Raw genomic sequence first — 19,556 nt, 5'->3', positions numbered from 1 at the left:
CGCTCGGCGCCAGGCGCGCTCAGCCGACCCGGCCGAACCCGAGGAAGTGCGGACTCGCCGCGATCAACGCCGGGTCCGACTCGACCAGGCGTGCCGCACGGACCGCCGAGCCGAGCAGCGGCTCGGCCTGGTCGAGCGGCAGGTTGTCGAGCGCCGGCGTGCTCGGCCCCTCGACCCCGAAGACCGCGACCTCCACGAGCCCGGCCTCCGACATCTCCTGCGCGAGCTCGTCGGGACGGTGGAAGTACGCCGTCGTGAAGCCCGCGCGCGGGTCGTGCACCCCGGTCTCGATCGCCCGCCGGATCGACGACTCCACCTCGTCGGTGATCCCACCGATCGCCGCGCGCTCCAGGAGACCCGCGTACCTGCTGATCCCCGCCACGACCACGACACCGCCCGGGCGCACCACGCGGGCGGCCTCTCGCAGGGCGAGCAGCCGGTCCGCACCGACCGTGAGGTGGTAGAGCGGGCCGAGCAGCAGCACGACGTCGGCCACCGCGTCCTCGAACGGCAGGTCACGGGCATCCCCGACACGCGCCCGCACGCCGGGGACCTCCGCGGCCTGCGCGACGTGCGACGGCACCGGGTCGAGCAGGTCGACGTCGAACCCCGCCCCGACGAGCCACGCCGCGTGCACCCCGGTCGCACCGCCGACGTCCACGACCCGGCCCGGTGGCGACGGGAGGAACCGGCCCAGCAGCTCGCGCGTGCGCAGCAGCTCGAGGCGCCCCTGCGCGGACCCGTGCAGGCGTGCGTCCTCGCGATAGTGGTCGGTGTAGAAGTCCAGGATCTCGGGGTCCAGCGCGGGTTCGATGCTCACACGGTCATCCTGTCGGGGTCGGGACGGGGTGTCCACGGCGCGCGGCCGACCCCTCACGTCAGGTGGTCGAAGTCCCCCCGCACCCAGGCCGCGTGCCGGTCGGCCGAGCGCCGCACGACCGCCCGCGCGTCCACGGGGATCACGCCCTCGAAGTTGTTGTACAGCCGGTCGAACGCGAAGCGCTCGACGTGGGTCGCGACCCGGTCCACGACCGCCCCCGACAACGGGATCCGGTTGGGATAGCTGCGCAGGAAGCTCACCGAGGTGCGGTCCGGGTTCGCGAAGATCGTGTCCCCGCTCAGCAGGACCCCGCGCCCCTCGGCTCCCGCGGCCCAGTGGACGACGGCGCTGCCCGGGAAGTGACCGCCCGGCTGGGTCAGCGTCACGCCCGGCAGGATCTCACGGTCCCCCGACCAGGTCTCGATCACGGGGTCCGGGCGGGCCACCCACCCGGCGTCGGCCTCCGCGACGAGGACCGGCACGCCGCCCAGGGCCCTGCTCCACTCGACCTGGACGCCGAACATGTGCGGGTGGCTCGCGACGACCGCCACGACCTCGCCCAGCGCGCGGACCCGTCGCACGGCCTCGTCGTCGAGGTAGCCCACCGGGTCCCACAGCAGCATCCCGGCCGGGGTCCGCACCACCTTGGACTCCTGCCCGATCCCCACCCCCGGGTGGCCGGCCAGCGCGAAGAGGTCAGGTTCGAGCTCGGTCACCGAGACCTCGTGCCCCTCGGCCGAGAGCTCGTCGAGCGTCGTCCAGGCCTGGCCGTCTGCAGGCACCCACTGGCGCTCGTCGGCGCAGATCGCGCACACCTCGGGCCGTTCGGCGTGCTCCACGGCGCACGTCCGGCAGATCCACCACGTCATCGGGGTCGTCCTCTCCGTCGTCGGGCCGCGCCGTCTCAGGTCGGCGTGGTCCATGGGTCACGCCCACTCTGGCACGCCCGGCGCCGCACCGAGCGGTCAGGCCCGGCGCGGCGACCACGCCGGCCCCCGACGACCGGGTCAGCGGCTGAGCAGCTCGACGTCCTGCGGCTCGTCGTCCCCGGCCTCGCCCCCCGCACCGGCCGACGGCACGTCCAGACCGCGCAGCGGGTACCCCCAGAAGCAGAGCCACGCGAGCCCGGCCACCACGAGCGGGACACCGCCCATGAGGACCCGGATCCCGGTCGCCACGGCCTCCGGCTGGGCGGCGACGGACAGGTCCGGGTCGTACCCGGTCGCCCCGAGGACCACCGCGATCACGACCGCCTGCACGATCACCGACCCGCGCACCACGAAGCCGTTGACCCCGAAGTACATGCCCTCGCGGCGCAGCCCGGTGCGCCGCTCGTCGTCGTCGATCACCTGACCGAGCGCGACCTCGAGGAGCTGCATCATGCCCGCGACCCCGATGCCCACGAGGCCCGCGACGACCATCGCCCCCTCGACGGTCCCGGGCACCAGGAACAGGCCCACGGCCACGCCGTACGCCGCGACCGACCACAGCAGCGCCCGGCGCGGGCCCACCCGGCGCACGACCCACGACCACCCGACGATCGCGGGGATCGCGACGACGAAGATGGGTGCGAGCACGAGCGTCGCGTCGGCCTCGGCGCCGCCCAGCACGTAGCGCACGTAGAACGGCACGGACGCGAGCAGGAGCGCGGTCGTCGACTGCAGCAGCAGGGACCCCAGGACGTACGTCACGAACGCCCTGTTCGCGAACGTGTACCGGAGCTGCTCGCGCAGCGGCAGCGCGGCCTCACGGGCGGCGACCGCCACCTCGTCGACCGGACGCTCGACCATCCCGGCGAGCGACCACAGGTAGAACGCGAGGCACAGCACGCCCAGCACGAGGCCCATGCCGACCCACCCGAGCGGCGACCCGTAGAGCAGCGGCGCGGCCGCGGTCCCCAGGATCATCCCGACCAGGCCGAAGATCTGGCGCGGCGTGTTGCCCCGCGCGCGCTCCGCCGTCGTGCGGAAGATCTCCGGGAACAGGGCCGAGGTGTTGAGCACGACCGCGACGTACGCGACGTCGTAGACCGCGACCACGACGAGGAACCAGACGAGCAGCCCCGTGGGGCTCACGTCGGGCGGCATCCACACGAGCGAGAACGCGGCGACGAGCGGCACGAACCCCAGCCCGATCCACGGGACCCGCCTGCCCCACCGGGTCCTGTGACGGTCGGAGGCGGCGCCCACGAGCGGGTTCAGGACCGCGTTGAGGATGCCGTGCGCGACCATGGCGCCCGCGACCCAGCCCGCGGGGACCCGCAGGTGGTCGACGTAGAAGAACACGACGAACGCCGAGAACGTCTGGGCCATGAGGTTCGCGGGGAACGCCGAGGCGCCGTACGCAAGGGTCCGGGCGCGCGAGGGCACGCCCGTCAGGCGGCGGTCCCGCAGGCCCGCGAGGGCGCTCACCGCCCGTGCCCGACGGCGTCGCCCGACCGGGTGGCCGGGTCGCCGGGAACGGGGGTCGAGCCCGTGCCCCGGGCGGGGAGACCACGCTGCACGTCGCGCAGGTCGCGCCAGCCGATGCGCACGATCCCCTCCTCCGCGAGGGTCGCGGCGACGTCCGGGTCGGCCAGCAGCCGATGCTCGATGCCCCGCTTGCGGGTCGCGAAGTGCGCGACGTCCGCGAGCTCGGCGTCGTCGAGCATGGGGTGCAGGAAGACCTCGGTGACCCCGGGCCCGGTCGCGCGCAGCAGGTCGAGGAACCCCTTCTTGACCGAGTCGTAGTCCTCCTCCTCGGCGGTGCCCTCGCCCAGCAGCTCGAACGGGTGGGTCACGAGGTGGTCGAGGATCACGACCCCGGCGGCGTCCGCCGCTGCCGTGGCCTGGTCCAGCACCGACCGGAAGGTGTCCGGGAGCCCCGTCCCGGCGACCGTGCGCGGCAGCCGGAACGGCAGCCCGTGCCGGGCGGCGAGCTCGAAGACCTGCGGCAGGAACGTGCGGCCGGTCTCGAGGCCGTAGACCGACCCCATGTGGTTGTCGAGGTGCGTGACGTCCATGCCCGCGCGCAGGGCCGCGTCGAGCTGCGCCGCGAGCTCTGCCGCCACGTCCCCGTCGTCGGCCTGGAGCTCGACGCTGCGGCAGTCCGCCGGGAAGTACCCCGACGCGTCGACCAGCGTCGTCGCGACGCCCGTGAGCGGGCGCCACCGGTACCCGTTCCACTCGCTCGTGAGGACCAGGTGGACCCCCAGGTCGAGGTCGGTCCGGGCGGCCGCGAACGCGAGGGCCTCGGGCGCCCACGGGCACGGCACCATGAGGGTCGCCGAGTCGAGGTGGCCCGCGTCGAGGAGCTCGGTGATCGCCCTGTTCGCGGCCCGGCACATGCCGAGGTCGTCCGCGTTGAGGATGAGCGCCCTGGCTCCGGGCGGGAGGCCGAGCCGGGTGACGAGGTCAGAGGGTGCGCGCATCGTCGGCCTCCAGCGAGGTGACGTCCTGGCCCGCGGACGTGCCGTCGTCGGGCGGGTCCGGCGACTCGGCCGCATGCCGGACCGCGGCCGCGAACGCCTCGTCGCGCAGCCTGTCCCTGGCCAGGGCCACCGCGCCGAACAGCACGGCGTCGGCCGCGACGCCGCTCGGCTCGACCACGATCGGGAGGATCCCGACGCGCTCGGCGAGGTAGGTCCTCACGCGCCGCAGGACGGGCTCCTCGGAGGCGACCCCCGCCAGGACGACCTTCTGCGGTTCGAGCAGGAGGACGATCGAGGCGATCAGCACCGAGAGCCGCCCGGCGAGCTCGTCCACGACGGCGAGCGCGCGCTCGTCACCCTCCTCGGCCCGGTCCAGGATCTCGTGCGGCTCCAGGTCCGCGGGCAGACCGGCGTCCGCCGCCGACGACGCGAGCGAGGCCGCACCGATGCTCTCCGCCCCGAGCGCACGACCGGGCTGCGGGAGGAACCCGACCTCGCCCGCCCCGCCCGACGCGCCGCGGTACAACCTGCCACCCGTCATGATGCCCGCACCGAGCCCGATGCCCAGGCGCAGCAGGACGAACGAGTCCAGCCCCTGCCCCACGCCCGAGCGCTGCTCGGCGATCGCCGCGAGGTTGACGTCGTTCTCCAGCAGGACCGGGCAGCCCAGGCTGTCCTCCAGGGCGTCGTGCAGCGCCGTCCCGCCCTTCTCGTGCCCGGGCACGTGCCGCACCGTGGCGTGGTCGACGGCCACGATCGCCGGGAGCCCGACGACCGCGCACCGGATCGAGACGACGCCGGCCCCCGGGTCCTGGCTCACGGCCGCGACGCAGTGCGCGGCGAGCTCTCCGACGACCCTCGCGCGGGCCTCGGGGTCCTTCACGGGCAGCTGCTGCTCGGCGCGGGCGCGGACCCGACCCACGAGGTCGATGAGCGCCACCCGCACCCGCACGTGGCCGATGTCGACCGCGAGCGCGTACCCGTGCGCCGGGTCGACGCGGTACAGCGTGGCAGCGGGCCCGCGGCGCTCGTGGTCGAGCCCCGCCTCCTCCACGACCCCCTGCTCGACGAACGTGCGCAGGGACTGGGCCACGGTGGCTCGGGACAGGCCCGTCGCCGCGACGATCTCCGGTCTGCCGAGGGTGTCGTGGGCGTCGAGCGCCTCGAGGACGGCGCGGGCGTTGATCTCCCGGAGCAGTCGCTGATCTCCTGCAAGAAGCATGTCTACCGGTCTCCGTCGACGGTCGTTCTCCTGGCACATGGGTAGGTCGGGAACCTTCCTACCCGGGCGAGGGTACCCCGGCGACGTTTCGCTGCGCGCGGGCGCGCGGGTCACACCTCGCGGCGTCGCCCGGGCGGGTGCAGCCCGGGCGGGCGCCGCCCGGGCGAGGCGCCCGACCCGCCCCGGCCGGGGCGCCTTCTCAGGGTCGACCCCGAGGCACAGATGGGGGGAACACCCCATGGTCCGCCACCCCCCGGGAGCCCTAGCCTCGGTGGTGGCGGCCCTGCCGGGGGGCGGGGTCGCCGAGACCGTCACGAGCAGGACCCGGCGCGCCCGTCGGGCATGCACCGAGAGACAGAGGAACACACATGCGGACCACCCACCGACGGCTCGTCACGGCGGCCCTGGTCGCCGTCACGGCGGCCACGCTCGGCGCGTGCGCGTTCGGGCCGCGGACGACGGCGACCGAGACCTTCACCGTCACGGACGAGATCACGTCGGTGCGCTTCGACCTCGACGCCGGGTCGGTCGCGCTGCGCGGCTCCGACGCGGCCGGGGTGAGCATCGAGCGCAGGCTCGAGTACGTGGGCTCGCACGACGAGGGCGCGACGCACCGCGTCGAGGACGGCGTCCTGGTGCTGTCCGGGTGCGGTCGGCGCTGCTCCGCGAACTACTCGATCGACCTGCCCGCGGGGCTGCCCGTCACGGGCGAGACCGAGCACGGCAGCATCGACCTGACCGCGACCGGCGAGGTCGACGTCACGACCTCCAACGGGTCCGTCGCCGTCACGGACGTCGACGCCGAGGTCGTCGCGCGGACCTCCAACGGCAGGATCGCCGGGACCCGCCTGGGCGGCGACGGGGTGGACGCCGAGACCTCGAACGGGTCGGTCGAGATCTCGCTCGCGACCCCGCAGGACGTCCGCGCGGTCACCGACAACGGCGCGGTCCGCGTCACGGTGCCCGACGGCAGCTACCGGGTCCGCGCCGAGACCGACCTGGGCGGCACCGAGGTCACCGTGCCGGACGACCCCGACGGCGAGTTCGAGATCGTCGCCGAGTCGTCCAACGGGCGGGTCTCGGTGACCCGGGACTGAGCCACCGCCGGGGCGGCGCTCACGCCCGCCCCGGCACCCCGCGGGACCCGAGGACTCCTCGCACCACGTCCGTGACGGGGCGCGCGGGCCGCCCGAGCAGCTCCTCCAGGTGGTCCACGTCGCCGGCCCCGCCCGCGAGGAAGCCCGCGCCGAGCGTCGCGAAGATCGACGCCGCGTGCGCCACCTGGTAGGGCGGGACCCCGGCGGCGAGGGCGTCCCAGGTCCCGCCGAGCGGCGCGGCCTCGTACCGGTCGCCCCCGAGCGCGGCCACGTCGCGGCCCGTCAGCCGTGCGCGCCCGGTCAGCTCGTAGACGCGCCCCGCATGACGGGACGCCCGCCCCGCTCGGACGTCGTCGTGCACCTCGGCCGCGACGCGGGCGGCCACCTCGGCCAGGTCGTCGCGATGCACCACCGACACCGCGCCGTCCCCCCACGGCGCCGCGAAGACGCCGTCGGGCTGGGCCGTGAACCCGACCGCGAGCGCCACCGGGACCTCGGCGTACAACCCGTTGCGCAGGATCGTGACGTCGAGCGGGGCGTCCGCGAGGCGGGCCTCGGTCCACCGGTGGGCCAGCGCGATCGTCAGCCGGTCCGCGGCTCCCGCGAGGCTCGTGTAGAGCACGTGCCGCACCCCGGCCCCGACCGCCGCGTCGACGACCGCACCGTGCCTGGCGCGCACGACGTCGTCCTCGGCGTAGCCCGCCGAGACCACGAGCAGCACGTCGACCCCGGCGAGCGCGCCCGGCAGGGTCTCGGGCCGGTCGAAGTCGACCAGCCGGTCGTCGGGCCCCGACGGCGCCCGGGTCCCCCTCAGCAGGCCGGCGTGGTCCGCGAGGCGTGCGGCGACCGCCCCTCCGAGGGCGCCGGACGTTCCGGTGACGAGCAGCATGGGTGGACCGTCCGATCGTGTGGTTGTCTTCACGGGCGGGACCATCGTCGCCGCCGAGCAGGCCCGACCGTCAGGAGGCACTTCGATGTCAGCAGGGCACACCACGGTGACCACGTCGCCCGTCGTCTCGTGCGGCGAGCCGCACGAGGACTGCGGCATCCGCGACGTCCTCGACCGGATCGGCGACAAGTGGTCGGTGCTGGTCGTCGTCGAGCTCGCGCAGGGCGTCCGGCGGTTCCGTGAGCTCCAGCGGGCGGTCCCGGGGATCTCGCAACGCATGCTCACGCTCACCGTGCGCCGGCTCGAGCGCGACGGCCTGGTCACGCGCACGGTGTTCGCGACCGTGCCGCCGCAGGTCGAGTACGAGCTGACCGCGTCGGGTCACAGCCTGACGCACCTGGTCAGGGTCCTGGCCGACTGGTCGGCCGAGCACCGCGACGGCATCGCCGCGGCGCGCGAGCGGTGGGACGCGCTCAACCCGGGGTCGGAGGTGCGCTGACGCCCGCCCGCCGCGGTGGCGACCTCCCGGCCGTCTAGAGCGGTCCCAGCACGTCGCGGACGTCGGCGTCGAGCGCGAGCGTGTCGAGCACCGTGAGCAGCGCGCGCTCCTCGTAGCGGAAGTGGGACTCCATGATCGCGGCGACCCCCTCGAGGTGACGGTCGAGCTCGTCCGGTGACGCCGACCGGTCGACGGCCGCCTGGAGCCCGCTCAGCAGGTGCGTGATCATCGAGTGGTCCTGCGTCAGGTTGCGCAGGGTCCCGACCAGCTCGGGGTGGGCGGCGGCGATCGCGGGGAACAGCTCGCGGTCCTCGCCCTCGTGGTGCCGTGTGAGAGCGGTGCAGAAGCCGTGGCAGAACAGCAGGAGGTCGCGGGTCGCGGGTTCGGCGGGCTCGCCGTCGTCGAGCGCTGCCCGGGTCACGCGCAAGGCGTCGCGCAGCCGCTCGTGCACCGCACGCAGCTCGCGGCTCCATGCGACGAGCCGGGACGTGTCGCTGGTCGCGGGGGGTCCGGGCCGCGTGGCGGGCCCGGTCGTGTCGCCCTCAGTCACGCGAGGGCGAAGGGGGCGACGTGGTCATCGTCGTGCTCCTTCGTGTCCGGCGCCTCCATGCCTGGCACGGTCTGCCACCGGCACGCGACGCTGCGCAGACCCTACCGGTCCCGCGGGCCGTGGTGCGCGGCGCCGTCGGGCACGGGGCGCCCTGCCCGACGCCGCCTCTCGCCTCACGAGCGGCGGCTCACCCGGTGTCGACCCAGGCGGGACGGCGCGCGTCGTCGACGCGCACGACCACGTCGGCCGTGCGCTCCGGGTCGACCTCCGCCCGGTACCGGGCGTACGCGGGCACCGTCCAGGCGTCGGTGGCCGGTGTGCGTCGCGCGATCGTCGCGTCCTGGAGCGACAGGTGGACGGTCAGGTCGACGTCGAGGCCGTGCCCGAGCGCCAGGGAGGCGTCGAGCAGCACGACCAGCCCGGGGGCCGCCTCGACGTAGCCGGCGCGCGTCGAGCGCGAGGTCACGGGGTCACGCAGGCTCGGCAGGTAGCGCCCGTCCCCGTCCGGCCCGACGGCGGTCAGCACCTCCCGGTTCAGCGCGCCCACGTCGATCCACCCGTCGAGCAAGGAGTCCGGGTCCTCGTGGCCGTGCTCGAGGCGCAGCGACGCGGGCCGCAGGAAGTCCCGCGCGCTGATGCGCGCCGTCGGGCGACCGGCGACGCGCAGGGGCTCGACGAGGGCGTCGGCGAGGCTCTCGGGGCGGGTCGAGGGGTGGCCGTCGACGAGGACCCTCGTCCCCGCAGCGTCGGCGCGCGCCCGCTCGACGACGAGCGCCGCGACGCGTGCGACCAGGACCTCGGGGCTGACCGGCTCGACTCGCACCGGGCCAGGATCGCACGGGGCGTCCTCGCGACGGCGCGGGTGGATGCCCCCGGACGCACGAGGCCCCGTCCACAGGTCTGTGGACGGGGCCTCGTGGCGGTGGGTCAGCCGACGCGGATGAACGTCGGGTTGTCCTGCCAGATCTTGCTGTGCTTGACCGTGCTGCCCGGGGTCGTGGCCTCGATCTGCATGCCGTTGCCGGCGTAGATCGCGATGTGGCCCGGGGTCCAGATCAGGTCGCCGGGACGAGCCTCGGACGCCGAGACGGGCGTGCCCGCATCGCGCTGCGCACCCGACTGGTGGGGCAGCGAGACGCCGAGCTGCGCGTAGACGTACTTGACGAGGCCCGAGCAGTCGAACCCGCTCGGCGACGAGCCGCCGTAGACGTAGGGCACGCCGACGTACTTCATGGCGATGTCGACGACCGCGGACCCGGAGGCCGCGGCAGCCGGGGCGGCGGCCGGGGCGGCCTGCGCGGCGGGCTGGGCACGCTCGACGCTGCGCGAGGCCGCGGCGGTGGTCCGCTCGGGAGCAGCAGCGGCGGCGGGCGCCGGTGCGGGGGCGGGCTCCGGCTCGGGCTCGGGCTCCGGCGCGGGGGTGACCGCGACGGTGGCCTGCTCGATCGGGAGGACCGCGTCGGCCGCGACGGTGACGGCAGGGCTGGTCGCGAGGGCCTCGCGAGCCTGCGCGGTCAGGGCGTCGAGGTCGACGCTGCCGACCGACTTCGACTGGTCGCTCGCGGGAGCCGCGTTCGCGGGGGCGGCGAAGACCGAGAACAGCAGACCGGACGACGCGGCGACGACCGCGCTGCGACGGGCGACGGTGCTGACGCCGGACGCGGCGGAGCGGCTGAGAGAGGTCAAGGGCGTGATGGGGCGGTGCGCGGCACGGTGGCGCGCACGTGAGCGAGAGGTCACGTGTGTTTCTCCTGGACGCCTGAGAGGTCAGCTGTCGGGTTCGGGTCGGAGAAAGCTCTACCCGGCCGTTCGGACCGAGGTCCGTCCGGCTTCACCCCAAGGGCACCGTCTCCGGTGCCCACAAGAATGGGTCCCCCACCCCTGCCATGGGTGTAGTACGTGGCTCCGGAGGTGACAGGGTTCGGCGTCCACCGGAGCACTCCAGCGAGAGGGTTCTCAGCGGAGCACGTTCGACCGTACATGGCGACGCAGCGATTGTCACAATGCGGTAACGAACCTCGCGAGTCGGACACCTGTCCAACTCAGTGACGCGGCTCACTTCTGCGCGAGCACGGCGCGCGCCACCGTCCGTCGTCCCGCGCCGCGGATGCCCGGTCGGACGTCTGCTCAGGCGGGCTTCGTCGCCTTCCCGTCGAGCCACAGGGTGTCCGACGCGTCCCGGTGCGTGCCCGTCGACCCGACGTGCTTGCTGTCGATCGTGGGCCCCTTCCTGATCACGTGGACGAGCGCCATCGCGTGCCCGCGCCCCAGGTCGTAGTCCTCCTTGAGCCACTCCACGATCACCCCCGCCTTGACCGACGGGTCGTCGAACCCCTTGTCCTGCGCGATCGTCACGAGCTGGCGCGGCGTGAGACCGGTCTTGTCCTCGACGGCGTCCAGGTAGGCCTGGAAAGACATGGTGCTCCTCGATCTCAGCGGGGCTCAGGACGGTGCGGGACGCACGGTCGAGGGGAGAGACCGCCCGCGCGACCGGAACTCATCGGTGCCCCCCCCGGCCCGCCCGCGCCGCGCCCGGCGGGCACCGCCTACCGCCCGAGCAGCGCGTCGATCTCCGCCATCTCCGCGGTCTGGACGTCGACCATGACCTGCGCGAGGTCGCGGAGCCCGGCGTGCCCACCGCCCTCGATCTCGCCCTCGGTCATGGTTATCGCGCCCTCGTGGTGCGCGTGCATGAGCTCGAGGAACGTCGTCTCCGCCTCCGCGACCGCGGTCGCGTCACCCGTGCTCGTGTCCGCGAGCCGCTCGAGCGAGCCCATCTGGTCGCTCGTCAGCATGCCGTTCGCGACGTGCACCGAGTGCATCTCCATGAGGTCGCCCATGGCCCAGGCGTCGGCCCAGCCGAGCATGGTCTCGATCTCCTCGGCCTGACCGTCGAGGATCCGCTGCGCGAGGTCCCGGGTCGGCGCGGTGACACCGTCGACGGCCAGGATGATCTCGCTCATCTCGACGGCCTGCTCGTGGTGCGGGGTCATCATCGCGATGAAGTGCGTGTCGACGTCGTTGACCTCTGCCGGGGCCGCCCCGGTCCCGGCGGGCGACGCGCTCGCGTCCCCCGCGGAGGGTGTCCCACCGCCCGTCGAGCACCCCGCGAGGGTCGCGGCCAGGACGAGCGCGGTGAGGACGGCGGGCAGCTTCTTCATGAGGACTCCGGTGTGTCTCGGGATCGCCGGGGCACGCGGGCGCCGGTTCCGGCGAGCGTCTCACCAGCGTAGACGCGAAGTCTGGGAACGGGCTGAGCAGTCCCTGCCCCACCGGGCCACCGACACGCGGTGCCCGACGCCGCGACGCACGCGACGCCGTCGGGCGCGGGCGGGCGAGGCCCTCCACGGACGGGTCGCAGACTCGTCACGCTTCCAGGCCCCACGAACCGGCGCTCCCTGCCACAGTATGGTCACCGCACTCGACGAGGAGGCCACCGCATGAGCCCGTCCCGCTCCACCGCCCAGTCCTTGGCCCCGCACAGCACGACGACCGCCCCGGAGGGAGCCGACCTCCCGCCCCTGCTCACGGGGTGGCGACGCCTGTGGACCCGGCCCGCCCTGATGCCGTACGTGCGGCTCCTGGTCCTGGTCCTGGCGGTCAACGTCGGGACCGCGATCGTCGTCCTGCCGGGGACGACGACCGCCACCCGGCTCGACGTCGCCCTGACCGCGACGGCGCTCAACCTGGGGGCGGCGGCGCTCATCCGGCAGCAGCACGTCGTCAACCTGCTCTTCCGTGTCGCGACGAGCGCGCCCGTGTCATGGCCGCTGCGCGTCCGGGCCGCGCTCGCGAAGGTGTACCACCTGGGCGGGATCCACGTCGGCGCCGCGCTCGCCGCGACCGCGTGGTTCGGGGTGCTCGCCGTGACGGCCCTGAGCCCCGCGGGGCGCGACGGGCTGTCCCCGACGACGCTCGGCGTGGTCGTCGCGCTCGCGCTGCTGCTGGTCCTGATCGCCGCCCTCGCGACCGCGCCGCTGCGCCGCCGACATCACGAGGCGTTCGAGATGAGCCACCGGTTCGGCGGCTGGCTCACGCTCGCCCTGTTCGTGGTCCTGACCGTCCGGTACGCGCACGACGTCGCGCCCGGCAGCGCGTGGGACGTGATCCTCACGGAACCCGCGACGTGGGTCCTGCTGGTCGTCGTCGTGAGCGTGGCACTGCCCTGGCTGCACCTGCGCAAGGTCGCCGTGGACGTGCACACGCCCTCGTCGCACGTCGCGCTCGTCCGCCTCCACCACCACCCGCGGACGTTCGTCGGGTCGTCGACCACGATCGCCCGGCACCCGCTCGGGCAGTGGCACCCGTTCGCGAACCTCGTCACGCCGAGCCGGCCCGAGCTGCGCCTCGCGATCTCCCGGGCGGGCGACTGGACGGGGTCGTTCATCGACTCGCCGCCCGAGCACGTCTGGGTCAGGGGCGTGCCCACGGCCGGGGCGGGCAACGTCGGCAAGCTCTTCCGCAAGGTCGTGTGGGTCACGACCGGCAGCGGGATCGGCCCGTGCCTGCCGAGCCTGCTCGCGGGCGCACCCGCGCACCTGGTCTGGGCGACGCGGACCCCGGAGGCCACGTTCGGCCCCGAGCTCGTCGCCGAGATCACCGAGTCCCTGCCCGACGCGCTCGTGTGGGACACGCGCGCCCAGGGCAAGCCGGACCTCGTCGCGCTCGCGCTCGACGCCGTCGCCACCACGGGGGCCGAGGCCGTCATCTGCATCTCGAACCGGCCCACGACCTTCGAGGTCGTCGAGGCCCTCGAGTCGCGCGGCATCCCCGCCTACGGCGCCATCTGGGACTCCTGACGCGCCTCCCGCAGCCCGACGGCGGCACGCGCGCGACGTCGTCGGGCGGCGGGGTTCACGCGTCGCGGGCGCCGCACGTGAGCCGTGCCCCGAGCGTGACCGCCGCGACCACGCCCGCCCCCGCGACGAACACGACGTCCTTGAGGACGTACTGGCCCATGAGCGTCATGCCGTCACCGAAGAGCTCGTCGGCGAACAGCACCACGGGCGACATCATGCCGACCAGGGCGACCGCGAGCACCACGAGGCCCGCCCGCAACCACCGCCCGCTCAGGAGCGTCAGCCCGATGAAGGTCTCGACGACCGCCGTCAGGAGCACCGCCCCGGCCCCCTCGACGACACCCAGGGTCAGCGCCTCGACCGTCTGCGTGACGATCTGCTCCGCCGGGCTCGCCCCGGGGAAGAACTTGAGCACCCCGAATCCCAGGAACACCAGGCCGAGCATGACCCGGAGCGCGGGGACCGACCACCGGACGAGGACGGCGGTCAGGGCGACGAGGGCGGCGTCGGAACGATCCGTGAACCACGTGGCAGGGCGTGCACGGGTGACTGTCGGCAACGACGTGTCGGGTCGGGCGGCGGTCATCTGGTCTCCTCGTCGAGAACGTGCGGACAAGGACCCTGCGACGGTGCCGGGAGGTCCGTGTCCGTGAACGGTGGCCGAGCGTAGCCACGGCACATGAGGGACAGATGAGGTCCACCTGGTCGGTTTTCGGGGCGGCGGGACGCCGTGGGACGGGACACCGTGGACCCGCCGACTCAGCCGGCGACGAGCCCGTGCACGTGCGTGTCGTGCCAGCCGTCGACGTGCTTGCCGCTCTCCCGGAGCGTCCCCTCGTGGGCGAAGCCGGCCGCGAGCGCGACCTTGCACGACGCCTCGTTGCGCGTCGAGTGCATGAGCCGCAGACGGTGCAGCCCCAGGTCGCCGAACGCCCAGGCGGCGAGCAGCCCGACCGCGCGCGGCGCGACCCGGCGCCCCCGGGCGGCGGGCAGCACCCAGTAGCCGACCTCTCCCCCGCCGTCGTGCAGGTCGAGGTGGTGCAGGGCGATGCGGCCGACCACGACGCCGTCGGACTCGACGGCCCAGTCGCCCGCGGTCTCCAGCGCCCAGCCCTCGTGCCGAGAGTCGATCCAGGCCTCGGCCTCGGCGACGTCGGCCATGGTGCGGGCGTGCCAGCGCTGGATCGCGCCGTCCTGGTAGGCGGCGAAGACCGTCGGCGCGTCGGCGCGGGTCCACGGACGCACCGTCAGCCCGTCCCCCACGAGGACGGGTGGGGGCTGTCCGCTCAGGCGACCGGGGTGGACGGTGGGCTCGGTGAGGATCGGCACGCCGTGATGATGCCACGAGGGTTGCGGACCGGTCACGATCCGGCACCGGGCGGCCTGGGGCGAGGCGCCGCCTGCCAGGATCGCCGCATGACGACGCATCCGGGACCCATGCCGTCACCCTCGCCCTCGGAGACCGCGCACCGACGACGCGGCCGCGGGCGGGCCTGGGCGCTCGGAGCGTCGGGCCTCGCCCTGCTCGGAGCCTGCGTCTGGGGCGTGGTCGCGGCCCTCGGGACGTACGGGTCGCACGACCGGCCCGAGCTCGTCGACAGCCCGCCGGTGATCGATGCGCTGGAGGCGCCCTGCGCGGCGGTCCGGACGTCCGCCGCCGCGGTCGACGCAGCCGCTCCGCCGCCCGAGCGTGCGGCACGGCTCACGAGCGTGGTCACCGCGATCGACGGTCTCACCGCCTCGGTCTCCGGACTTCCGGCCGACCAGGTCGAGGCCGACGACCCGACCCGGCTCTGGGTGAGCGACTGGGAGACCCTCGGGGCGCGGATCACCGACTACTCGGCGGCGCTCACGGACGGGGCGCCGGCAGAGCTCGACACCCCGGTCACCGCGGACGGCTTCACCGTCGTGGCGCGCATGGACGTGGCCGCGCCGCCGGGGTGCGAGGTACCCGCCGTCCTGGTGGCACTCGACCCGACGCCGCCCCCGGCACCGTCGACCGGGAGCTGACCGCGCCGCGGCCCGCTGCGCCCCGGGCGGACCATGACTTGAGGAGTTGCTAAACTCGCCAAGTCCCCAGGAGGTCCCGTGCCCACCACCGCCACCACGGCGCCGCTCTACGCGATCAAGGCCGAGCTCTTCCGCTCGCTCGCGCACCCCACCCGCATCCAGGCCCTCGAGGTGCTCAGCGCCGCGCCCCACCACGAGGCCCCCGTCCCCGACCTGCTCGCAGCGACCGGCGTCGAGGCCTCGGTCCTGTCCCAGCACCTCGCGGTCCTCAAGCGCGCAGGCGTCGTGACGTCGTCGCGCACGGGGAACACCGTCGTCTACCGGCTGAGCCGGCCCCTCGTCGCCGAGCTGCTCGTCGTGGCCCGCGCGTTCCTGCGCGAGACCCTCGACGCGTCCGGCCGCCAGCTCGCCGCCGCGGACGAGCTGCCACCCCTCCCGGGGGCGGGCGAGCGGACCGGGCAGTGAGCCGGGCGGGTCGCTCGGTACGCGACCTGCTGCCGTCGCGATCCGACGTCGACCTCCGGCCGAGGACGCTGCGCTCCGACCTGCTCGCCGGGATCACGGTCGGCGTGGTCGCCCTGCCCCTCGCGCTGGCCTTCGGCGTGAGCGCGGGGGTCGGCCCCGGCCCCGGACTCGTGACGGCCGTGGTCGCGGGCATCGTGGCCGCAGTGTTCGGCGGCTCGCGCGTCCAGGTCAGCGGGCCGACGGGCGCGATGGCCGTCGTCCTGGCCCCCATCGTCGCCCAGCACGGCCCCGCGGCCGTGCCGCTCGTCGCGATCCTCGCGGGCGTCGTCGTGCTCCTGGCCGGGGTGACGCGGCTCGGCCGGGTCGTGACCTTCATCCCGTGGCCCGTGGTCGAAGGGTTCACGGCCGGGATCGCCGCGATCATCTTCCTCCAGCAGGTTCCCGCCGCCCTCGGGGTCACGGGCGCGGTGGGCGGCAACCCGCTGCGCGTGGCCTACGACTCGGTGGTCGCGGCGCTCGCGCACGGACCCACGGCCTGGTGGACGCTCGGGACGGTGGCGCTCGTCGCCGTCGTGATGCTCGTCCTCCCCCGTGTCGCTCCCGCGCTGCCCGCCTCGCTCGTCGCGGTCGTGCTCGCGACCGTCGTCGCTCAGCTCGTCGACGCACCCGTCGCACGCATCGGCGCGCTCCCCGACTCCCTGCCGCTGCCGTCCCTGCCGCACCTCGACGCCGGGATGCTGCGGTCGCTGATCGGCCCCGCCGTCGCGGTCGCGGCGCTCGCCGCGATCGAGTCCCTCCTCTCGGCCCGCGTCGCCGCGGCCATGCCGTCCCCCGCGCCGGCCGGGCGGCGCGGGGCGACCGGGAGCGCGACCGTGCCCGACGACGCCTCCCACCGCTACGACCCCGACCGCGAGCTCGTGGGCCAGGGCCTCGCGTCGATCGCGAGCGGAGCGTTCGGCGGCATGCCCGCGACCGGGGCCATCGCCCGCACCGCGGTCAACGTGCGCGCCGGGGCCCGCACGCGGCTCGCGGCCGTCGTGCACTCGGTCGTGATCCTGGGCGTCATCTACCTCGCGACCGGCCCCGTCTCCGCCATCCCGCTCGCCGCGCTGTCCGGGGTCCTCATGGTCACCGCGGTGCGCATGGTCTCCGTCTCGACCCTCCGGGCCGTGCTGACCTCGACGCGCGCGGACGCCGTGGTGCTCGTCGTGACAGCGGTCGTGACCGTCGCGGTCGACCTCATCGAGGCCGTGCAGATCGGGCTGCTCGTCGCGGCCTTCTTCGCGCTGCGCTCGGTCGCGAAGGCCGCCGCCGTGCACCGCGAGCCCCTCCCCGGCCCGGCCCGTCCGGGCGACGAGCACATCGCGCTCTACCGGCTCGACGGCGCGATGTTCTTCGGTGCCGCCGACCGCATCCACGCGCAGATCCGGGACGACCAGGACGCCCTGGTCGTGGTCCTGCGGCTCTCGCACCTGCGCCTGGTCGACGCGACGGGCGCGCACGCGCTCGGGGAGCTCGTCGCGGACCTCGAACGCTCGGGCGTCACGGTCCTGGTCAAGGGCATCCAGCCCGCCCACCTGCCCGTGCTCACGCGCGTCGGCGTCCTCGACGAGCTGCGCCACGAGAGGCACCTTTTCGAGGACCTCCCGCCCGCGATCGAGCACGCACGTTCGCACGTCGCACGGGCTCAGGAGGCGGCCCCCGACGGGGAGTCCCGAGCAGCGCTCAGCGGTTGACGTCGAGCGTCAGCAGCACCGTGACCGTGTCGCCCAGCTCGACGTCCTCCGCCGCGCGGACCCGGTCCTTGAGCGGGACGACGTACAGCCCGTCCTTGGCGAACAGGGACGTGGCCCACGTCGTCTCCCCGATGCGCGCCGAGACCGGGATCATGCCCCAGCCGTAGGTCACGAGCGACGCGACCTCGCGGATGCGCGTGCTCTCGGCGTCGGGCACTGACACGAAGTGGAACGGCGCGGGTCCGCGCCAGTGCCACACCTCGCCCACGGCCTCGACGTCCATCCGTCCAGCATGGCCCGGGAAGGGCCCGGCCGCCGTGCGTCGAGCCCACACCGCAGGGTGGGACACCCTGCCCGACGGCGCCACGCACGCAGGTGCGTGTGTCACCGGCGAGCGTGACGATGAGGCGACACGTCCCGCCCCTGACCCGCGAGGTGCACCATGACCAGGTTCGTCGTCGACGCCGGCACCGCCCTGCGACTGGTCGCGGAGGACGCCCAGGTCCCAGACGCCCACGGGCTGCTCGCCCCGACGCTCCTGCGGTCGCAGACCCTGTCGGCGCTGCACGAGGCCGTGCACCGCGGCGACCTGACCGCCGAGGTCGGGCGCGAGCACCTGGCGCGCGTCGGCCGCCTCCCGGTCAGGTTGTTCGGGGACGCCGTGCTGCGCCGCACGTCGTGGAAGGTCGCCGACGAGCTGGGCATCGCCTCGACGTACGACGCCGAGTACGTGGCCCTCGCCCGGCTCCGGGGCATCGCGCTCGTGACCGCGGACGCCGACCTGGCCCGTGCCGTCGTCGGCGTGGTCGAGACGGCGCCCTACGGCGCGCTGCTCGACCGGGAGGCATGAGCGGCGGCCGTCGGTCGGTGGACGAGCCTCAGGAGCCCTGCGCCGCCAGGCGGTCGAGCGCATCCGTGCTCGCCTCGACGATCTGCGCCTGCGCGTCGGCGCGGCTCGTGGTCGGCTGGCCGTCCCCCGGCTGCTCGCCGTAGTCCGCGAAGAAGGCGTGAACGCCCCCTGGGATCTCGACGAAGTCGGCGGTGGAGGGCAGGTCGGCCCGGGACGCCTCGATCTTGTCGGGCGTCGTCGGGCCGTCGCGCGATCCCCACACCGAGGTCACCTCGACGTCGGCCGCGCTCATGGCATCCGACGGGTACGAGGCGTGCAGGAGCAGGCCGTCGACCTCATCGTCGTGCGCCGCGGCGAACGACGCCGCGACGACGCCGCCCAGCGAGTGCCCGCCCACGGCCCAGGTGTCGACCTCGTCGAACGCTGCCATCGCCGACGCCGACTGGTCCGGCGACGTGAAGGCGATGCCCAGCGGTTCCTTGAGCGCCACGACCAGGTACCCGGCCTCGGCGAGCGGGCGCAGCACGGCGGCGGTCGCCCGCACGTCCACCCGGGCGCCGGGCGAGTAGACCAGGCCGGTCGTCGCCTCCGCGTCCCGGGGCACGAACGCGATCCAGCCCGCCTCGTCGCGGACCTCGACCGAGCCGTCGCTCTCGAGCGCCGCGAGCGCCGGCGCGGTCGCGGGGAAGGGTCGGAGCCACACGACCCCCGCGGCGAGGACCACGAGCGCTGCCACGCCGACCCCCAGTGCGGTCCCGCGCAGCACGCGGCGAGGTCGCGAGCGCTCGGGCGCCGGGTGCTGCGCGCGTCGTCGGGCGTTCAGCGCGGTCGCCAGGAGAACGAGCACCCCGGCGGTCGCGCTCACCACCAGCAGCGCGGTGAGCGCCCAGTGCTGGTGGCGCACGGTGTCGCCCGTCGTCGCGACGACCCATCCTGGTGCGGCGATCAGCGCCACACCCAGCAGGACGAGCAGCAGGCGTCCGACCAGGCCCGCCGGCGAGGTGCGGCCCGGGGTGCCCGCCCGTCGGGGCTCGGGGGTGGTCGGGACGTTCGACGTGCTCATCGCTGCTCCGTGCTTCTCGACGACGCCCTGGCGGCCAGGGCGATCGCCACGCTAGCAAGGGCTCCTGGATCCTCGGCCGGATCCTCGGCACGGGCGGGCGGTCCCGCCCGAGGCGAGCGGCGCCGTCGGGCACGACTCCTTGCGCTC

Annotated in this window: 22 protein-coding genes and 1 riboswitch; of the genes, 7 read left to right on the top strand and 15 right to left on the bottom strand. The window is 74.7% G+C overall.

Annotated features, from left to right (window positions below; translation table 11 throughout):
- Window positions 1-19: 19 nt before the first annotated feature.
- The 5 genes from NHG27_RS10700 to NHG27_RS10680 form a co-directional block, all read right to left on the bottom strand.
- Complete coding sequence (locus NHG27_RS10700) at window positions 20-820, bottom strand: class I SAM-dependent methyltransferase (RefSeq protein WP_193719432.1); 801 nt, start codon at window positions 818-820, stop codon at window positions 20-22.
- A 53-nt stretch (window positions 821-873) separates the two neighbouring features.
- Entirely contained in the window at window positions 874-1,689 is an 816-nt protein-coding gene (locus NHG27_RS10695; protein WP_497016289.1) for an MBL fold metallo-hydrolase, read from the bottom strand.
- Between the two features lie 138 nt (window positions 1,690-1,827).
- Window positions 1,828-3,231, bottom strand: a complete 1,404-nt coding sequence (locus NHG27_RS10690) for an MFS transporter (protein WP_497016288.1) — start codon at window positions 3,229-3,231, stop codon at window positions 1,828-1,830.
- Window positions 3,228-4,229 carry a polysaccharide deacetylase family protein gene (locus NHG27_RS10685; protein ID WP_497016287.1) on the bottom strand — a complete coding sequence of 334 codons (1,002 nt, stop codon included), beginning with the start codon at window positions 4,227-4,229 and terminating at the stop codon, window positions 3,228-3,230. The genes NHG27_RS10690 and NHG27_RS10685 overlap by 4 nt, the downstream gene beginning before the upstream one ends.
- Window positions 4,213-5,451 carry an ROK family transcriptional regulator gene (locus tag NHG27_RS10680; RefSeq protein ID WP_497016286.1) on the bottom strand — a complete coding sequence of 413 codons (1,239 nt, stop codon included), beginning with the start codon at window positions 5,449-5,451 and terminating at the stop codon, window positions 4,213-4,215. Before NHG27_RS10680 ends, NHG27_RS10685 begins: the two co-directional genes overlap by 17 nt.
- Before the next feature lie 368 nt (window positions 5,452-5,819).
- Here NHG27_RS10680 and NHG27_RS10675 point away from each other — a divergent pair, with 368 nt between their 5' ends.
- Window positions 5,820-6,548 carry a DUF4097 family beta strand repeat-containing protein gene (locus tag NHG27_RS10675; protein ID WP_497016285.1) on the top strand — a complete coding sequence of 243 codons (729 nt, stop codon included), beginning with the start codon at window positions 5,820-5,822 and terminating at the stop codon, window positions 6,546-6,548.
- A gap of 19 nt (window positions 6,549-6,567) precedes the next feature.
- Here the strand turns inward: NHG27_RS10675 and NHG27_RS10670 are convergent, their stop codons facing one another.
- A complete protein-coding gene (locus NHG27_RS10670) occupies window positions 6,568-7,437 on the bottom strand; it encodes an NAD(P)H-binding protein (RefSeq protein WP_193719437.1) in 870 nt (289 codons plus the stop codon).
- A gap of 85 nt (window positions 7,438-7,522) precedes the next feature.
- Here NHG27_RS10670 and NHG27_RS10665 point away from each other — a divergent pair, with 85 nt between their 5' ends.
- Window positions 7,523-7,936: a winged helix-turn-helix transcriptional regulator gene (locus NHG27_RS10665; protein WP_193719438.1), complete on the top strand. Its 414-nt coding sequence runs from the start codon at window positions 7,523-7,525 to the stop codon at window positions 7,934-7,936.
- A 34-nt stretch (window positions 7,937-7,970) separates the two neighbouring features.
- On the opposite strand, the gene NHG27_RS10660 is transcribed toward NHG27_RS10665, so the two are convergent.
- The 5 genes from NHG27_RS10660 to NHG27_RS10640 all read right to left on the bottom strand — a co-directional run bounded on the left by NHG27_RS10660 (window position 7,971) and on the right by NHG27_RS10640 (window position 11,647).
- A complete protein-coding gene (locus NHG27_RS10660; protein ID WP_497016284.1) occupies window positions 7,971-8,486 on the bottom strand; it encodes a hemerythrin domain-containing protein in 516 nt (171 codons plus the stop codon).
- Window positions 8,487-8,673: 187 nt separating this feature from the next.
- A complete protein-coding gene (locus tag NHG27_RS10655) occupies window positions 8,674-9,309 on the bottom strand; it encodes a nucleoside/nucleotide kinase family protein (protein WP_497016283.1) in 636 nt (211 codons plus the stop codon).
- Between the two features lie 104 nt (window positions 9,310-9,413).
- A complete protein-coding gene (locus NHG27_RS10650; protein ID WP_227748322.1) occupies window positions 9,414-10,172 on the bottom strand; it encodes a C40 family peptidase in 759 nt (252 codons plus the stop codon).
- Window positions 10,173-10,227: 55 nt separating this feature from the next.
- Window positions 10,228-10,394: riboswitch (cyclic di-AMP (ydaO/yuaA leader) on the bottom strand.
- 219 nt (window positions 10,395-10,613) lie between these two features.
- Window positions 10,614-10,904: a DUF4287 domain-containing protein gene (locus NHG27_RS10645; protein WP_497016282.1), complete on the bottom strand. Its 291-nt coding sequence runs from the start codon at window positions 10,902-10,904 to the stop codon at window positions 10,614-10,616.
- A 128-nt stretch (window positions 10,905-11,032) separates the two neighbouring features.
- Entirely contained in the window at window positions 11,033-11,647 is a 615-nt protein-coding gene (locus NHG27_RS10640) for a DUF305 domain-containing protein (protein WP_497016281.1), read from the bottom strand.
- A gap of 279 nt (window positions 11,648-11,926) precedes the next feature.
- Between NHG27_RS10640 and NHG27_RS10635 the strand changes: the two genes are divergently transcribed.
- Complete coding sequence (locus NHG27_RS10635; protein WP_497016280.1) at window positions 11,927-13,285, top strand: ferredoxin reductase domain-containing protein; 1,359 nt, start codon at window positions 11,927-11,929, stop codon at window positions 13,283-13,285.
- Window positions 13,286-13,340: 55 nt separating this feature from the next.
- Here NHG27_RS10635 and NHG27_RS10630 read toward each other — a convergent pair whose 3' ends face one another.
- Together NHG27_RS10630 and NHG27_RS10625 are read right to left on the bottom strand one after the other, a co-directional pair.
- The gene (locus NHG27_RS10630; protein WP_497016279.1) at window positions 13,341-13,871 is read right to left on the bottom strand and encodes a DoxX family membrane protein; all 531 of its coding nucleotides are present in this window, start codon (window positions 13,869-13,871) and stop codon (window positions 13,341-13,343) included.
- Window positions 13,872-14,044: 173 nt separating this feature from the next.
- Complete coding sequence (locus tag NHG27_RS10625) at window positions 14,045-14,614, bottom strand: GNAT family N-acetyltransferase (RefSeq protein WP_497016278.1); 570 nt, start codon at window positions 14,612-14,614, stop codon at window positions 14,045-14,047.
- 87 nt (window positions 14,615-14,701) lie between these two features.
- Here NHG27_RS10625 and NHG27_RS10620 point away from each other — a divergent pair, with 87 nt between their 5' ends.
- The 3 genes from NHG27_RS10620 to NHG27_RS10610 all read left to right on the top strand — a co-directional run bounded on the left by NHG27_RS10620 (window position 14,702) and on the right by NHG27_RS10610 (window position 17,496).
- Entirely contained in the window at window positions 14,702-15,295 is a 594-nt protein-coding gene (locus NHG27_RS10620) for a hypothetical protein (RefSeq protein WP_497016277.1), read from the top strand.
- Window positions 15,296-15,373: 78 nt separating this feature from the next.
- Window positions 15,374-15,760 carry an ArsR/SmtB family transcription factor gene (locus NHG27_RS10615; RefSeq protein ID WP_497016276.1) on the top strand — a complete coding sequence of 129 codons (387 nt, stop codon included), beginning with the start codon at window positions 15,374-15,376 and terminating at the stop codon, window positions 15,758-15,760.
- Window positions 15,757-17,496, top strand: coding sequence for a SulP family inorganic anion transporter (locus tag NHG27_RS10610; RefSeq protein ID WP_497016275.1), 1,740 nt, complete (start codon window positions 15,757-15,759; stop codon window positions 17,494-17,496). The genes NHG27_RS10615 and NHG27_RS10610 overlap by 4 nt, the downstream gene beginning before the upstream one ends.
- On the opposite strand, the gene NHG27_RS10605 is transcribed toward NHG27_RS10610, so the two are convergent.
- Window positions 17,486-17,779 (bottom strand): DUF1905 domain-containing protein, encoded by a 294-nt coding sequence (locus tag NHG27_RS10605; protein ID WP_497016274.1) that lies wholly within the window; start codon window positions 17,777-17,779, stop codon window positions 17,486-17,488. The two genes, NHG27_RS10610 and NHG27_RS10605, sit on opposite strands and share 11 nt — an antisense overlap.
- A 159-nt stretch (window positions 17,780-17,938) precedes the next feature.
- Here NHG27_RS10605 and NHG27_RS10600 point away from each other — a divergent pair, with 159 nt between their 5' ends.
- Complete coding sequence (locus NHG27_RS10600; RefSeq protein ID WP_497016273.1) at window positions 17,939-18,346, top strand: type II toxin-antitoxin system VapC family toxin; 408 nt, start codon at window positions 17,939-17,941, stop codon at window positions 18,344-18,346.
- Between the two features lie 28 nt (window positions 18,347-18,374).
- Here NHG27_RS10600 and NHG27_RS10595 read toward each other — a convergent pair whose 3' ends face one another.
- Window positions 18,375-19,409, bottom strand: a complete 1,035-nt coding sequence (locus NHG27_RS10595) for an alpha/beta hydrolase (protein WP_497016272.1) — start codon at window positions 19,407-19,409, stop codon at window positions 18,375-18,377.
- Window positions 19,410-19,556 lie beyond the last annotated feature (147 nt).

Source organism: Oerskovia sp. 140933 (assembly GCF_059651515.1).
Note: the sequence above shows the minus strand (reverse complement) of the source record. Positions and strands in the feature narration are given on the sequence as shown.

Bases quoted from the DNA above. Each gene is read 5' to 3' on its own strand.
- NHG27_RS10640 (WP_497016281.1), bottom strand. From the start codon at position 11,647: ATGAAGAAGCTGCCCGCCGTCCTCACCGCGCTCGTCCTGGCCGCGACC.
- NHG27_RS10675 (WP_497016285.1), top strand. From the start codon at position 5,820: ATGCGGACCACCCACCGACGGCTCGTCACGGCGGCCCTGGTCGCCGTC.
- NHG27_RS10670 (WP_193719437.1), bottom strand. From the start codon at position 7,437: ATGCTGCTCGTCACCGGAACGTCCGGCGCCCTCGGAGGGGCGGTCGCC.
- NHG27_RS10635 (WP_497016280.1), top strand. From the start codon at position 11,927: ATGAGCCCGTCCCGCTCCACCGCCCAGTCCTTGGCCCCGCACAGCACG.
- NHG27_RS10605 (WP_497016274.1), bottom strand. From the start codon at position 17,779: ATGGACGTCGAGGCCGTGGGCGAGGTGTGGCACTGGCGCGGACCCGCG.
- NHG27_RS10630 (WP_497016279.1), bottom strand. From the start codon at position 13,871: ATGACCGCCGCCCGACCCGACACGTCGTTGCCGACAGTCACCCGTGCA.
- NHG27_RS10680 (WP_497016286.1), bottom strand. From the start codon at position 5,451: ATGCTTCTTGCAGGAGATCAGCGACTGCTCCGGGAGATCAACGCCCGC.
- NHG27_RS10665 (WP_193719438.1), top strand. From the start codon at position 7,523: ATGTCAGCAGGGCACACCACGGTGACCACGTCGCCCGTCGTCTCGTGC.
- NHG27_RS10695 (WP_497016289.1), bottom strand. From the start codon at position 1,689: ATGACGTGGTGGATCTGCCGGACGTGCGCCGTGGAGCACGCCGAACGG.
- NHG27_RS10620 (WP_497016277.1), top strand. From the start codon at position 14,702: ATGACGACGCATCCGGGACCCATGCCGTCACCCTCGCCCTCGGAGACC.
- NHG27_RS10595 (WP_497016272.1), bottom strand. From the start codon at position 19,409: ATGAGCACGTCGAACGTCCCGACCACCCCCGAGCCCCGACGGGCGGGC.
- NHG27_RS10645 (WP_497016282.1), bottom strand. From the start codon at position 10,904: ATGTCTTTCCAGGCCTACCTGGACGCCGTCGAGGACAAGACCGGTCTC.
- NHG27_RS10600 (WP_497016273.1), top strand. From the start codon at position 17,939: ATGACCAGGTTCGTCGTCGACGCCGGCACCGCCCTGCGACTGGTCGCG.
- NHG27_RS10685 (WP_497016287.1), bottom strand. From the start codon at position 4,229: ATGCGCGCACCCTCTGACCTCGTCACCCGGCTCGGCCTCCCGCCCGGA.